The organism is Pseudomonas sp. KD5, assembly GCF_012932895.1.
Lineage (GTDB): Bacteria > Pseudomonadota > Gammaproteobacteria > Pseudomonadales > Pseudomonadaceae > Aquipseudomonas.
Genome location: NZ_JDWJ01000013.1, coordinates 96,431 through 110,203, shown reverse-complemented (window position 1 = coordinate 110,203; position 13,773 = coordinate 96,431). Strand labels below are relative to the sequence as shown.

Here is a 13,773-nt window from a genome sequence, read left to right as displayed (position 1 = left end):
CTCGAGGAGTGACCCATGGTTGCCGCATTGCTTGATCGTCTTGGTGTGAACCCGGCCCTGTACCAGAACGGCAAAGTGCCGGTGCATTCGCCCATCGACGGTAGTCGGATTGCCGCCGTGAACTGGGAAGGCGCCGCTGAAGTCGAGCAGCACATCAGTCGCGCAGATCATGCGTTCGAATTGTGGCGCAAGGTGCCGGCGCCGCGCCGTGGCGAACTGGTTCGTCAATTGGGCGACATCCTGCGCGAGTACAAGGCCGATCTCGGTGAGTTGGTTTCCTGGGAAGCCGGGAAGATCACTCAGGAAGGCCTGGGTGAAGTTCAGGAAATGATCGACATCTGCGACTTCGCGGTCGGTCTGTCCCGTCAGTTGTACGGTTTGACCATCGCCTCCGAGCGCCCTGGCCACCACATGCGCGAAACCTGGCACCCGCTGGGCATCGTCGGCGTGATCAGCGCGTTCAACTTCCCGGTCGCCGTCTGGGCCTGGAACGCGACGCTGGCGCTGGTCTGCGGCAACCCGGTGATCTGGAAGCCGTCGGAGAAAACCCCGCTGACCGCGCTGGCCTGTCAGGCGCTGTTCGACCGTGTCCTGAAGAACTTCAGCGACGCCCCGCCGCACCTGAGCCAAGTGATCATCGGCGGCCGCGATGCAGGCGAAGCCCTGGTCGATGACCCGCGTGTCGCGCTGATCAGCGCTACCGGCAGCACCCGCATGGGCCGCGAAGTGGCGCCGAAAATCGCCGCACGTTTCGCCCGTAGCATTCTGGAACTGGGCGGTAATAACGCGATGATCCTCGGCCCAAGCGCCGATCTGGACATGGCCGTACGGGCGATTCTGTTTAGCGCCGTCGGCACTGCCGGTCAGCGTTGCACCACCTTGCGTCGCCTGATTGCCCACGAATCGGTGAAAGAAGAAATCGTCACCCGCCTGAAAGCCGCTTACTCCAAGGTGCGCATCGGCCATCCACTGGAAGGTAACCTGATCGGGCCGCTGATCGACAAACACAGCTTCGACAACATGCAGGACGCGCTGGAGCAAGCCTTGAGCGAAGGCGGCCGGGTGTTTGGCGGCCAGCGTCAGCTGGAAGACAAATTCCCCAACGCTTACTACGTTTCACCAGCCATCGTCGAAATGCCGGAACAAAGCGATGTGGTGCGCGACGAAACCTTCGCGCCAATTCTGTACGTGATCGGTTACACCGATTTCGAAGAGGCATTGCGCCTGAACAACGCCGTGCCACAAGGCCTGTCGTCGTGCATCTTCACCACCGACGTGCGTGAAGCCGAGCGGTTCATGTCGGCGGTGGGCAGCGATTGCGGCATTGCCAACGTCAACATCGGCCCGAGCGGCGCGGAAATCGGCGGCGCGTTCGGCGGCGAGAAGGAAACGGGCGGCGGTCGTGAGTCGGGCTCCGATGCATGGCGCGGGTACATGCGCCGCCAGACCAACACCGTGAACTATTCGCTGGAATTGCCGTTGGCTCAGGGGATTACGTTCGATTAAGCAGCAAGCGACAAGCTGTTGATCGATCGTTCCCACGCTCTGTGTGGGAACGATCGATGGTGTGTTGGTTAGGTTTCATTTTCGGAGTCTGGCAATGCCGTTACGCGAAGAGTGTCTGTGGGAAAAACTGACGCCGCAAAGGCCCGACAATGCGGCGCTCAAGGGTGAGGTGACGGTGGATGTCTGCGTCATCGGTGCCGGTTTCACCGGGCTGTCGGCGGCGGTGCATCTGCTGGAGCAAGGCAAAAGTGTCTGTGTGCTGGAAGCGCATCGTGCCGGCCATGGCGGTTCGGGGCGTAACGTCGGGCTGGTCAACGCCGGAATGTGGATTCCTCCGGACGAAATCGAAGCCGGTTTTGGCAAGGCGGTCGGCAGTCAGCTCAACCGTATGCTCGGAGCGGCGCCGTCGCTGGTGTTCAGCCTCGTCGACAAATACAACATCGATTGCCAGTTGCGCCGCGAAGGCACGCTGCACATGGCGCACAACGCGCGTGGCGAGGCGGACCTGCGCAGTCGCGAAGAACAATGGAAACGTCGTGGGGCACCGGTGGAATTGTTGACCGGAGCTGCCTGCGAACAAGCCACGGGCACCAGGAAAATCGCCGCCGCGCTGCTCGACCGGCGTGCCGGCACGATCAACCCGATGGCCTACACCACGGGGCTGGCCAACGCGGCTATCGGCCTTGGCGGTCAGTTGTTCGATCATTCCCCGGTGACCCGACTCGAACGTCAGGGCCAGCGCTGGTCGGTGCAGACCGCCCAGGGTTCGGTGCTGGCCGAACAGGTGGTGATCGCCTCCAATGCCTATACCGAAGGCGACTGGACGGAGCTGCGTCGCAACTTCTTCCCCGGTTATTACTATCAAGTGGCTTCGGTGCCGCTGACCGAAGACGCCGCGCAGCAAATTCTGCCCGGTGGTCAGGGTTCCTGGGACACCCGGCAAGTGCTCAGCAGCATCCGTCGTGATGCCGAGGGGCGGTTGTTGCTCGGCAGTCTCGGCAATGGCAACCAGAAACCGACCTGGTTCCTCAAAGCCTGGGCCGATCGGGTTCAGCAGCATTACTTCCCCTACCTGAAACCGGTGGCATGGGAATGCACCTGGACCGGTTGCATCGCCTTCACCCCCGATCATTTGATGCGCCTGTTCGAGCCAGCACCGGGTCTGGTGGCCGTTACCGGTTACAACGGTCGAGGGGTAACCACCGGTACAGTGGTCGGCAAAGCCTTTGCCGATTATCTGTGTAACGGAAATCCTCAGGCCTTGCCGATTCCCTTTGCACCCATGCAGCCATTGGCGGGTGTGGGGCTGCGAAGCTGCCTGTATGAGGCCGGCTTTTCGCTGTATCACGCGGGCCAGTGCCTGCGGATCGTGATCTGATTGTTGAAATATGTTGCTGGAAGCAGCGCTTTTCAGCGAAGCGGCTAGCCTGTAATGGTGCGGGTTGTAGCAGTTGTGCACCGGCAGTGTGCAGTTCGGTGACGCGGGCTGTTACAGGTAGGTTGCACATCGTTTGGCGCTGCGGTTGCAATGATGGCGCAGACGGGTTGCGCCTTTTGGAATGGATGGTTTCACCTCCCGCGGTTTAGACGGTTGCACGCCCAATGAAAATGGGATCGAAACAGTCGAAATAACAAGAAAGCAGCGACTTTTTTCAGAATAAAAAACCGATGGCACGGCCCTTGCTCTGAGCATTCAGTGAAGTCGCAGTGCCAACTAAAAAAAACCTTGGAGCACCACCTCATGTCCCAGACGTTTTACAAGAAAGGCTTTCTGGCCCTCGCAGTGGCAGCTGCGTTGGGTGTTTCTGCGTTTGCACAGGCTGATGTGAAAATCGGTGTGGCGGGCCCGATGACAGGCGCCAACGCGGCATTTGGCGAGCAGTACATGAAGGGTGCACAGGCAGCCGCTGATGCGGTGAACGCAGCGGGCGGTATCAACGGGGAAAAAATCGTACTGGTCAAAGGCGATGACGCCTGCGAGCCGAAGCAGGCTGTGACGGTCGCCAAAGACCTGACTGAAAAGAAAGTCGTTGGTGTGGTAGGTCACTTCTGCTCCTCGTCGACCATCCCTGCCTCCGAGATCTACGACGAAGCCGGCATCATCACGATCACCCCAGGTTCCACCAACCCCAAGGTGACCGAGCGCGGCCTGAGTGCCATGTTCCGCATGTGCGGGCGTGACGACCAGCAAGGTATCGTGGCTGGCGACTATATCGTCGACGTGCTCAAGGGCAAGAAAGTCGCCGTGCTGCACGACAAGGACACCTATGGCCAAGGCTTGGCAGATGCCACCAAGGCTCAACTGATCAAGCGCGGCGTAACGCCAGTGCTGTATGAAGGCCTGACTCGCGGCGAGAAAGACTTCAGTGCCGTCGTCACCAAGATCCGTGCGGCCGGTGCCGACGTGGTCTACTTCGGCGGCTTGCACCCGGAAGCCGGTCCACTGGTTCGGCAACTGCGTGAACAGGGCCTCAAAGACGTCAAGTTCATGTCCGATGACGGCATCGTGACTGACGAACTGGTGACCACCGCCGGTGGCCCACAGAACGTTGATGGCGTACTGATGACCTTCGGCGCCGACCCACGTCTGCTGCCAGACAGCAAGACCGTGGTAGACGCCTTCCGCAAGGCCGGCACCGAACCTGAAGGCTACACCCTGTACGCCTACGCTTCGGTCCAGACCCTGGCCGCGGCGTTCAATGGCGCCAAATCCAACAAGGGCGAAGACGCTGCCAAATGGCTGAAAGCCAACCCGGTCAAGACCGTCATGGGCGAGAAGACCTGGGACAGCAAGGGCGACCTGAAAGTCTCCGACTACGTGGTTTACAAGTGGGACAAGGACGGCAAATACCACCAGCTGGAAAAACAGAAGTGATATGAGCGGTTGATCTGCCCGGCGCCTTGCGCGCCGGGCAGTCCTGAAACATGTCCGTGCAGTACCTGTCTTTTCTCGTAGAGCTGCACACAACCGAGTTGCGCCGGCGGCTGAACCCCGGTCCGTCGCGCCCGGCTTCTGTGCAGTCTCTCAAGTGCGTGAGATTGCGTTATGGATGGTATTTTCCTGCAGCAACTGGTCAACGGCCTGACCCTCGGGTCGGTCTATGGCCTGATCGCCATCGGCTACACAATGGTCTATGGCATCATCGGCATGATCAACTTCGCCCATGGCGAGGTTTATATGATCTCTGCGTACCTCGCGGCGATCAGTCTGGCTCTGCTGGCTTACTTCGGTATTGAATCCTTCCCGCTGCTGATGCTCGGCACCCTGGTTTTCACCATCATCGTCACCGCGGTGTATGGCTGGGTCATTGAGCGTGTCGCTTACAAACCGCTGCGCAACTCCACCCGACTGGCACCGCTGATCAGCGCCATCGGTATTTCCCTGATCCTGCAAAATTATGCACAGATCAGTCAGGGCGCCCGTCAACAGGGTGTACCAACACTGCTGACCGGTGCATGGCGAGTTGAAGTCGGGAACGGCTTCGTTCAACTCACCTACACCAAAATCTTCATTCTGGTTGCCGCATTCGTCGGGATGGGCCTGCTGACCTACGTCATCAAGTACACCAAGCTCGGCCGCATGTGCCGCGCCACCCAGCAAGACCGCAAGATGGCTTCGATCCTGGGGATCAATACCGATCGGGTGATTTCCTACGTGTTCATCATCGGTGCGGCGATGGCGGCCCTGGCCGGCGTGCTGATCACCATGAACTACGGCACGTTCGACTTCTACGCAGGCTTCGTCATCGGGATCAAGGCGTTCACCGCGGCGGTGCTCGGCGGGATCGGCTCACTGCCCGGCGCCATGCTGGGAGGGATCATTCTCGGGATCTCCGAGTCGCTGTTCTCGGGGCTGGTCAACTCGGATTACAAAGACGTTTTCAGCTTCTCGCTGCTCGTTCTTGTTCTGGTCTTTCGGCCTCAAGGCCTGCTTGGCCGTCCTCTTGTGTCGAAGGTGTAAGCGATGTCTTCAACCACTAAAACCATTGATGTCAAAAAAAGCCTGGTTGACGCGATTCTTGCCGGCCTCATCGCCCTGATTGTGTTCGGCCCGATTGTTGGTGTGGTCCTCGACGGCTACGGCTTCAACCTGCAGCCGACGCGCGTGGCATGGATAGTCGCCATCGTTATGGCTGGCCGCTTTGCCCTGAGCCTATTCTTGCAAACCTCCAAAGGCCTGAGAATTCTCGAAGGCTTTGAGAGCACCGGCTCCGGGGTTCATGTTCTGGCGCCTGATTACAAATCCCGGTTGCGCTGGGTCGTCCCGCTGGTGATCGTTGTCGCCGTGGTATTCCCGTTCTTCTCCAACTCTTACCTGTTGGGCGTGGTCATCCTTGGGTTGATCTACGTGCTGCTGGGCCTGGGCCTGAACATCGTGGTCGGCCTGGCCGGCCTGCTCGACCTGGGTTATGTGGCGTTCTATGCCATCGGTGCCTACGGCCTGGCGCTCGGTTACCAATACCTGGGGCTGGGCTTCTGGACGGTGCTGCCTTTGGCGGCGATCACTGCCGGGCTGGCGGGGTGCATCCTGGGTTTCCCGGTGCTGCGTCTGCACGGCGACTATCTGGCAATCGTGACCCTGGGTTTCGGTGAAATCATCCGGTTGATCCTCAACAACTGGTTGTCCCTGACCGGTGGCCCGAATGGCATGGCGGCGCCGTTGCCAACTTTCTTCGGTCTCGAATTCGGTAAGCGAGCGAAGGACGGTGGGGTACCTTTTCATGAGTTCTTCGGCATCGCCTACAACCCGGACGTGAAGTACTACTTCATTTATGCGGTGTTGTTCCTGGTAGTGCTGGCCGTGCTGTACATCAAGCATCGCTTGACCCGCATGCCGGTCGGTCGCGCATGGGAAGCCTTGCGTGAAGACGAAATCGCCTGTCGCTCCATGGGTCTGAATCACGTACTGGTCAAACTGTCGGCGTTCACCATCGGCGCATCGACGGCGGGCCTGGCCGGCGTGTTTTTCGCGACCTATCAGGGCTTTGTGAACCCGACCTCATTCACCTTCTTCGAATCGGCATTGATCCTCGCCATCGTGGTACTTGGCGGCATGGGTTCGACCATCGGCGTGGTGATGGCAGCATTCGTGTTGACCGTCGCTCCGGAACTGCTGCGCGGCTTCGCTGAATATCGCGTGCTGCTGTTCGGCATCCTGATGGTGTTGATGATGATTTGGCGACCGCGCGGCCTGATCCGGATCAGCCGTACCGGTGTGACCCCGCGTAAAGGAGTAGCGCCATGAGTGAAGTCGTACTCTCGGTCGAGAACCTGATGATGCACTTCGGTGGCATCAAGGCGTTGAGTGACGTCAGCCTGAATGTCAAGCGCAACTCGATCTTCGCGTTGATCGGCCCCAACGGCGCGGGCAAGACCACTGTGTTCAACTGCTTGACCGGGTTCTACAAAGCGTCCGGCGGGCATATCGAGCTCAACACCCGTGGGGTGAAGACCAACGTCATCAAAATGCTCGGGGAGCCGTTCAAGGCAACCGATTTCGTTTCGCCGAAAAGCTTCATCAGCCGGCTCCACTACAAGATGTTCGGTGGCACGCACCTGATCAACCGTGCCGGTCTGGCGCGGACTTTCCAGAACATTCGCCTGTTCAAGGAGATGTCGGTACTGGAAAACCTGCTGGTAGCCCAGCACATGTGGGTCAACCGCGGCATGCTGGCCGGCATCCTCAACACCAAGGGTTATCGCAAGGCCGAAAGCGATGCACTGGACCACGCCTTCTACTGGCTGGAAGTGGTGGACCTGGTGGACTGCGCCAACCGCCTGGCCGGTGAACTGTCCTATGGTCAGCAACGCCGTCTGGAGATCGCCCGGGCCATGTGTACCCGGCCGCAGATCATCTGCCTCGACGAACCGGCCGCCGGCCTCAACCCTCAGGAAACCGAAGCGCTGAGCGCGATGATCCGGCTGCTGCGTGACGAGCATGATCTGACCGTGGTGCTGATCGAACACGACATGGGCATGGTCATGAGCATTTCCGACCACATCGTGGTGCTGGACCACGGCGTTGTCATCGCCGAGGGCGGGCCTGATGCGATCCGACACGATCCGAAAGTGATTGCCGCCTACCTGGGCGCCGACGAAGAGGAACTGGTATGAGTCAACCGATCCTCGAACTGAAAGAGATCGACGTGTTCTACGGACCGATCCAGGCCCTGAAGAAAGTCTCGTTGCACATCAATGAAGGGGAGACCGTCAGCCTGATCGGCTCCAACGGTGCCGGCAAGTCGACCCTGCTGATGTCGATTTTCGGTCAGCCACGGGCGGCTGACGGGCAAATCGTCTATCAGGGTGTGGATATCACTCACAAGTCGTCCCACTACATCGCCTCCAACGGTATCGCTCAGTCGCCGGAAGGCCGCCGGGTGTTCCCCGACATGACCGTCGAGGAAAACCTGCTGATGGGCACCATCCCGATCGGTGACAAGTACGCCGCCGAGGACATGGAGCGCATGTTCGAGCTGTTTCCGCGGCTCAAGGAACGGCGTAACCAGCGGGCCATGACCATGTCTGGTGGCGAGCAGCAAATGCTCGCCATCGCCCGGGCGTTGATGAGCCGACCCAAGCTGTTGCTGCTCGATGAGCCGAGCCTGGGGCTGGCGCCGATTGTGGTGAAACAGATCTTCGCGACCCTGCGGGAACTGGCCAAGACGGGCATGACCATCTTTCTGGTGGAGCAGAACGCTAACCACGCCCTCAAGCTGTCGGACCGGGCGTACGTGATGGTCAACGGGCAGATCCGCCTCAGCGGCACCGGCAAGGAGCTGCTGGTGAACGAGGAGGTGCGTAACGCCTATCTTGGCGGGCACTAAACCGAAGAGCCTGGAAAACGCCCTGACGAACTCAGGGCGTTTTTTTATGCCCGCACAATCCCTACACGAGGCTGTGGTTTGAGGTAAAGGGAAATTGTGGAAAACAATATTCATGACCTCTCAAAGCGCGACATAAAGCCGCTGCAAATTGCTGTTTTGTCACGGTTTTGACTTGTCCCCGTTTGCTGTGGAGCTGGCTGTGAATAACGTGGGAGTAGCTGGCTGTAAGCCTTTGAATACGTGGCTTGCAGAGAGATGATTGTTTTTTGATCAGGTGCTTTTGGCGAGCCTGAAGTGGGCATTGTCAACCTTTTTGTTATGAGCGAACACGGTATGAGCCGAGGTGGACAAGCCTGTGGATAAGTCTGTGGTTAAACTCTGGAAAGACTCGGCTGAGGGCCGTGGTTGCTGGCTTGGCGCCATCGTCGCTATGACCGCTCGGTCGTGCAAATTGTCCTGGACTACACAGCGGATGCCTCAGGGTCAAGAAAAAAACTTTCAAATCTACCCGCAAAGCCTTGTGGATAGCGGCTTGCAGCTTTTCCACTTGCCCCCGGAAACTGTGGACCGGCCTGTGGATAAGGTGCGCGTACATGGCTGCAAGCCACGGGGCATGGGCTGTTGCCAGCATTGATCGTTTTTTGTACGGTTTTTGCCATGGTTGCCGCTGTGGGCAAGGCCGGGCATGCTGCCGGTTGATTTTCTATTCCAAGGGCTGACTGTCAGCCGAAGCAAGGAGAACACGATGTCCAACACCCTGTTTATTACCGGCGCGACCTCCGGTTTTGGTGAAGCCTGTGCCCGTCGTTTTGCCGAGGCCGGCTGGAAACTGGTGCTGACAGGTCGTCGTGAAGAGCGCCTCAATGCCCTGTGCGCCGAGTTGTCGAAGCAGACCGAGGTCCATGGCCTGGTGCTCGACGTACGGGATCGCAAGGCCATGGAGGAGGCGATTGCCAACCTGCCGCCGTCCTTCGCCAAGCTGCGCGGGCTGATCAACAACGCCGGCCTGGCCCTCGGTGTGGATCCGGCGCCCAAGTGCGATCTCGATGATTGGGACACCATGGTCGACACCAACATCAAAGGCCTGATGTACAGCACCCGCCTGTTGCTGCCGCGTTTGATCGCTCATGGCCGTGGCGCCAGTATCGTCAACCTCGGCTCCATCGCCGGCAACTACCCGTACCCGGGCAGCCACGTGTATGGCGCGAGCAAGGCGTTCGTCAAACAGTTCTCCCTGAACCTGCGCTGCGACCTGCAAGGTACGGGCGTGCGGGTCAGCAACATCGAGCCGGGCCTGTGCGAGAGCGAGTTCTCGCTGGTGCGTTTTGCCGGTGACCAGGAGCGTTACAACGCGACTTACGCCGGTGCCGATCCGATCCAGCCGCAAGACATCGCCGAGACCATTTTCTGGGTGCTCAACGCACCGGCCCACATCAACATCAACAGCCTTGAGCTGATGCCGGTGAGCCAGACCTGGAGCGGGTTTGCCATTGAGCGTAATGGCGGTAAGGCGTAATTGTGGCGAGGGGGCTTGCCCCCGTTGGGCTGCGCAGCAGCCCTAGTGTTTTGTCAGTTGCATCGCAGGCGGCTGCTTCGCCCCCGAACGGGGGGCAAGCCCCCTCGCCACAAAAACTCAGCCGAGATACTCGGCCAGCCCGCGATAGCAGGTTGCCAAGTGATAAGGCGTGGTCGAAGGCATGTCCTTGCGGCTTACTTCGCCCTGCTCATCGCGACACTCATGCCAACCGCCCGCGTGCAGAAAGCGCTGTTGCAACGCCTGCAATTGGCGTTGCACCGATGCTTCGCTGCCCGGGCGCAAGGTCAGGGCGCGCAGGTATTCGGCTTGAGCCCAGATGCGTTGGGTTGCGTCGCGAGGGTGATCATCCAGTTCCAGCATCGCTCGCACGGCACCGGTCTGCTGATCGACACCCCGTTGTTCGGTGAACGCAAACGCGCGCTCCAGCGAGGCATGCAGTGTCGAGCCGCGCAGCAATGGCGAGGATTGCAGCAGGAAATACCATTCGAACTGATGACCCGGCTCGAACCAGTTATCCACAGCTCCCAGCGGCTTCTCCATCAACACCGCATGTCGCGGGTCGATGAAACGCTTTTGCATGGCTGTGCATAACTCGATGAGCGCGTTCTGCACAGCCGCGTCTTCGCGCACCGACAGGGTGGCGAGGAAGGCTTCGGCCAAATGCATCAGCGGGTTCTGCAATGGACCGGAGTCGAGCGAGGACCAATCACGGTCCAGGCTGGCTTCGTACAGGCCGTCGCCCGTGGCGAAACGCTGCGCCACCACTTCCAGCGCGGCATTGAGTACCGACTCCACCAGCGGTTCGCGAACCTTGTTCCAATAATGGGCGCAAGCGAACAGGATGAAGGCGTGGGTGTAGAGGTCTTTGCGCTGGTCCAGCGGCGTACCTTGCGGGTCGATGCTGTAGAACCAGCCGCCATGCTCGGCATCGTGGAAATGCCGTTGCAAGGAACGAAACAGCGCCGCCGCGCGCTCTTCAGCCTTGGGCACCTGGCCGATCAGGCTGGAGAACAAATACAGCTGCCGCGCGCAGGCCATGGCCCGGTAGCGCTGAGGGGGCAGCGGTTTATGCTCGGCATCCAGCGCCTCATAAGGCAACGCCATGTCGGCGTTCCAGCCGGGGCCCTGCCAGAGCGGCACGATCACGTCCTGGAAGTGCTGATGCACTGAGGCGAACAGGGCGGTCAATTCAGGCTGGGAGGCAGAGCGGGAAACATGCGGCATTGGCTGGCGTCGTCACGGCAGGGTTAATTGCGCGACATGTTAGCAGGCCTTAGAGATGCGGTGTCTGTCAGGCCGCCTTCGCGGGCAAACCGGATCGCGAAGGGGCCAGTTCAGACGCTAGAGAATCAACCCGCGAGCAACCAGACTCCGGTTGCCGCCGACGCCGCACCCGCCAGCCGAACCAATGGTGCCGCGGCCTGAGGCAAGACGCGAACCATCGCATAACCCGCGGCATGCAACGCCGCTGTCGCTGCCACAAACCCTGCGGCATACGCCCAGGGACTGGACATGTCCGGCAATTCCAGGCCATGCGCCACACCATGAAACAGCGCGAACAACGCGGTCGCCGCAACCGCCAGGCTCAGCGGCGGACGCACTGCCAACGCCACCGCCAGGCCCAGCGCCAATACCGATGCCGCAATCCCGCTTTCCAGCGCCGGCATGTTCAGTCCTTCAAAACCCAGCAAGCCGCCGATCAACATGGTGCCCACGAATGTGCACGGCAGGGCCCAGCGCGCAGCGCCTTTCTGCTGCGCCGCCCACAACCCCACGGCAACCATTGCCAGCAAGTGATCGAGGCCACCGATCGGGTGGCTGATGCCGGCGATCAAGCCGTTGTCTCCATGGCCCGGGTGGGCGAAGGCAATGGCTGGGGTCAGCAGCAGGGCCATGGCGCCCAGAATGCGTTTCAGTGTCATGGATAAGCTTCCTTGTTGATAAGTGTGATCAGGCCGCAGTCAGCAGGCCTTGGCGTTCGATGAAGGCGATGATTGCTTCAAGGCCTTGGCCGGTTTTCTGGTTGCTGAAGACAAACGGCTTGCCGTTGCGCATGCGTTGGGTGTCGCTGTCCATCATCTCCAGCGATGCGCCTACCAGCGGCGCCAGGTCGATCTTGTTGATCACCAGCAGGTCGGATTTGCAGATGCCGGGGCCACCCTTGCGCGGCAGCTTGTCGCCGGCGGAGACATCGATCACGTAAATGGTCAGGTCGGACAGTTCCGGGCTGAAGGTCGCCGAGAGGTTGTCGCCGCCGGATTCCACCAGGATCAGATCCAGCCCCGGAAAGCGCCGGTTCAGTTGATCCACGGCTTCGAGGTTGATCGAGGCGTCTTCGCGGATCGCCGTATGCGGGCAGCCGCCGGTTTCCACGCCGATGATCCGCTCCGGTGCCAAGGCTTCGTTGCGCACCAGAAAGTCAGCGTCTTCGCGGGTATAGATATCGTTGGTCACGACGGCCAGGTTGTAGCGCTCGCGCAGGGCCAGGCACAGGGCCAGGGTCAAGGCGGTTTTGCCGGAGCCGACCGGGCCGCCGATGCCGACGCGCAGGGGTTGTGTGTTCATGTGATTCTCCAAACTAAAAGGCCCTAGGAACGGAACAGACGGCTGTACTGGCGCTCATGGGCCATGCACGCCAGGGACAGACCGAAAGCGGCGCTGCCAACGTGTTCGGGATTGATTCGGCTGGCGTCTTGCTGCGCCTGTTGCAGCAGCGGCAGCAGTTCGCTGGTCAGGCGTTGTGCGGCTTGCTGGCCCAGCGGCAGGGTTTTCATCAACACCGCCAGTTGGTTTTCCAGCCAGCTCCAGAGCCAGGCGGCCAGCGCATCTTGCGGGTTGATGTTCCAGGCGCGAGCCGCCAGCGCCCAGCCGAGAGCCAAGTGCGGTTCAGGGCGTTGCTCGAGAAAGGCGCGAGCAGGCTCGTCCAGCTCCGGCAAGCCGTTGAGCAGTTGCTGCAGCGAATAGCCCATCTGCCGGCTCTCCTGATGCAGCTCGCGGGTTTCGCGGCTGGCGCGATGCTCTTCGCAGCGTTGCAGCAACTCGGCCCAGTTTTCTTCGGCTGCGGCGGTGCAATGGGCGAGCAGTAGCGGTGCTTCGAAACGCGCCAGGTTCAGCAGCAATTGATCGCTGATCCAGCGTCGCGCGCTGTCGGGATCATTGACCCGGCCGTTATCCACCGCCATTTCCAGGCCCTGGGAATAGCTGTAGCCGCCAATCGGCAGCTGCGGGCTGGCCAGGCGCAGCAGCGCCCAGGCCGGGTTCATAAACGCACGCCGAACTGATGCAGTTTCGGCGGATAGTTGAAGTCCTCGTCACCGTGGCGCGAGTGGTGATGGCCACCGCCGTAGGCACCGTGTTCCGGCTGGAACGGCGCTTCGATGTTCTCGGCCTTGGCGCCAAGCTGTTCGAGCATGGCCTTGAGCACGTAATCGTCGAGCAGGCGCAACCAGCCGTCGCCGACTTGCAGGGCCACGTGGCGATTGCCCAGGTGATAGGCGGCGCGGGTCAGTTCGAACGCATTGGCGCAGGTGACGTGCAGCAGTTGTTCGGGGCGAGCACAGACGCGAACGACGCGCCCGTCTTCGGCTTGCAGGCATTCGCCGTCATGCAGCGGCGGCTGGCCGCGCTCCAGAAACAAGCCGACGTCTTCACCCTCGGCACTGAAACAGCGCAAGCGACTTTTGCTCCTGGCTTCGAAGGTCAGGTGCAACTCGGCGGCCCAGACGGGTTGAGGGTCGATTCTGCGATGAATCACCAGCATCGGAAGGCTTCCAGCAATGAACAATGTTCAGGCTAGAGCAAGGGGCTTGCCAATCGGGTGAGAGGTAGGAAATGCCTGTCAGAGCGACGGGGGAGACTCACAATGTTGCAGGACTTTGATTGAAGTTGGTGCGTGGCGGGTGT

13 protein-coding genes are annotated in these 13,773 nt (G+C 60.4%); 8 read left to right on the top strand and 5 right to left on the bottom strand.

Annotated features, from left to right (window positions below):
- Positions 1-15 precede the first annotated feature (15 nt).
- The 8 genes from AF70_RS25525 to AF70_RS25490 all read left to right on the top strand — a co-directional run bounded on the left by AF70_RS25525 (position 16) and on the right by AF70_RS25490 (position 9,849).
- On the top strand, positions 16-1,506 hold the full coding sequence (locus AF70_RS25525) for an aldehyde dehydrogenase family protein (RefSeq protein WP_018928481.1): 1,491 nt from the start codon (positions 16-18) through the stop codon (positions 1,504-1,506).
- A 94-nt stretch (positions 1,507-1,600) separates the two neighbouring features.
- A complete protein-coding gene (locus tag AF70_RS25520) occupies positions 1,601-2,884 on the top strand; it encodes an FAD-binding oxidoreductase (RefSeq protein WP_028940160.1) in 1,284 nt (427 codons plus the stop codon).
- 363 nt (positions 2,885-3,247) lie between these two features.
- Positions 3,248-4,381 carry a branched-chain amino acid ABC transporter substrate-binding protein gene (locus AF70_RS25515; protein WP_028940159.1) on the top strand — a complete coding sequence of 378 codons (1,134 nt, stop codon included), beginning with the start codon at positions 3,248-3,250 and terminating at the stop codon, positions 4,379-4,381.
- Between the two features lie 171 nt (positions 4,382-4,552).
- The gene (locus AF70_RS25510) at positions 4,553-5,467 is read left to right on the top strand and encodes a branched-chain amino acid ABC transporter permease (RefSeq protein WP_019582220.1); all 915 of its coding nucleotides are present in this window, start codon (positions 4,553-4,555) and stop codon (positions 5,465-5,467) included.
- A 3-nt stretch (positions 5,468-5,470) separates the two neighbouring features.
- Positions 5,471-6,751, top strand: coding sequence for a high-affinity branched-chain amino acid ABC transporter permease LivM (livM, locus tag AF70_RS25505; RefSeq protein ID WP_019582221.1), 1,281 nt, complete (start codon positions 5,471-5,473; stop codon positions 6,749-6,751).
- Positions 6,748-7,620, top strand: a complete 873-nt coding sequence (locus tag AF70_RS25500) for an ABC transporter ATP-binding protein (RefSeq protein WP_028940158.1) — start codon at positions 6,748-6,750, stop codon at positions 7,618-7,620. Before livM ends, AF70_RS25500 begins: the two co-directional genes overlap by 4 nt.
- Entirely contained in the window at positions 7,617-8,333 is a 717-nt protein-coding gene (locus AF70_RS25495; protein WP_019582222.1) for an ABC transporter ATP-binding protein, read from the top strand. The genes AF70_RS25500 and AF70_RS25495 overlap by 4 nt, the downstream gene beginning before the upstream one ends.
- A 745-nt stretch (positions 8,334-9,078) precedes the next feature.
- Complete coding sequence (locus tag AF70_RS25490; protein ID WP_019582223.1) at positions 9,079-9,849, top strand: SDR family oxidoreductase; 771 nt, start codon at positions 9,079-9,081, stop codon at positions 9,847-9,849.
- A 117-nt stretch (positions 9,850-9,966) separates the two neighbouring features.
- Here the strand turns inward: AF70_RS25490 and AF70_RS25485 are convergent, their stop codons facing one another.
- From AF70_RS25485 to ureE, 5 genes are all read right to left on the bottom strand, one after another.
- A complete protein-coding gene (locus AF70_RS25485) occupies positions 9,967-11,094 on the bottom strand; it encodes an AGE family epimerase/isomerase (protein WP_028940157.1) in 1,128 nt (375 codons plus the stop codon).
- A gap of 125 nt (positions 11,095-11,219) precedes the next feature.
- Positions 11,220-11,792: a HupE/UreJ family protein gene (locus AF70_RS25480; RefSeq protein WP_028940156.1), complete on the bottom strand. Its 573-nt coding sequence runs from the start codon at positions 11,790-11,792 to the stop codon at positions 11,220-11,222.
- 28 nt (positions 11,793-11,820) lie between these two features.
- Positions 11,821-12,435 carry an urease accessory protein UreG gene (ureG, locus tag AF70_RS25475; protein ID WP_007939066.1) on the bottom strand — a complete coding sequence of 205 codons (615 nt, stop codon included), beginning with the start codon at positions 12,433-12,435 and terminating at the stop codon, positions 11,821-11,823.
- 23 nt (positions 12,436-12,458) lie between these two features.
- Positions 12,459-13,133 carry an urease accessory protein UreF gene (locus AF70_RS25470; RefSeq protein WP_028940155.1) on the bottom strand — a complete coding sequence of 225 codons (675 nt, stop codon included), beginning with the start codon at positions 13,131-13,133 and terminating at the stop codon, positions 12,459-12,461.
- Positions 13,130-13,630 carry an urease accessory protein UreE gene (gene ureE, locus AF70_RS25465; protein WP_018928470.1) on the bottom strand — a complete coding sequence of 167 codons (501 nt, stop codon included), beginning with the start codon at positions 13,628-13,630 and terminating at the stop codon, positions 13,130-13,132. Before ureE ends, AF70_RS25470 begins: the two co-directional genes overlap by 4 nt.
- Between the last annotated feature and the right edge of the window lie 143 nt (positions 13,631-13,773).